The sequence below is a fragment of the Bacillus sp. SIMBA_074 genome (assembly GCF_046534555.1).
GTDB classification, from domain to species: domain Bacteria; phylum Bacillota; class Bacilli; order Bacillales; family Bacillaceae_G; genus Bacillus_A; species Bacillus_A mycoides.
In genome coordinates this window covers 1-264 of sequence record NZ_JAWRYM010000685.1, presented here as the reverse complement: position 1 = coordinate 264, position 264 = coordinate 1, and the positions used below count along the sequence as shown (strand labels likewise).

Below are 264 nucleotides of genomic sequence, written 5' to 3'. Positions count from 1 at the left end.
CAGTAGATACACCCAGTACTTCTGCATCCAGATCAGCGAAGTCTTCGATTGCATCGCTCATAGCGATGATTTCGGTTGGGCAAACGAAAGTGAAGTCCAGTGGATAGAAGAACAGTACCAGCCATTTGCCACGGTAGTCGGACAGGGAAACCTTTCCGAATTCTTTACCGTTACCCAGTGCTGTTTCCATTGTAAAGTCTGGAGCTGGAAGCCCGATTAGACGTTGTGCCATTATGTAAAACCTCCTTAGGAATATGTTCTTGC

General features: G+C 46.6%; 1 protein-coding gene. It reads right to left on the bottom strand.

What is annotated here, in order from left to right; all coding sequences use genetic code 11:
• Positions 1–232 (bottom strand): redoxin domain-containing protein (locus SB773_RS32520; RefSeq protein WP_410594512.1); only part of this gene is annotated, 232 nt, incomplete at its 3' end.
• Between the last annotated feature and the right edge of the window lie 32 nt (positions 233–264).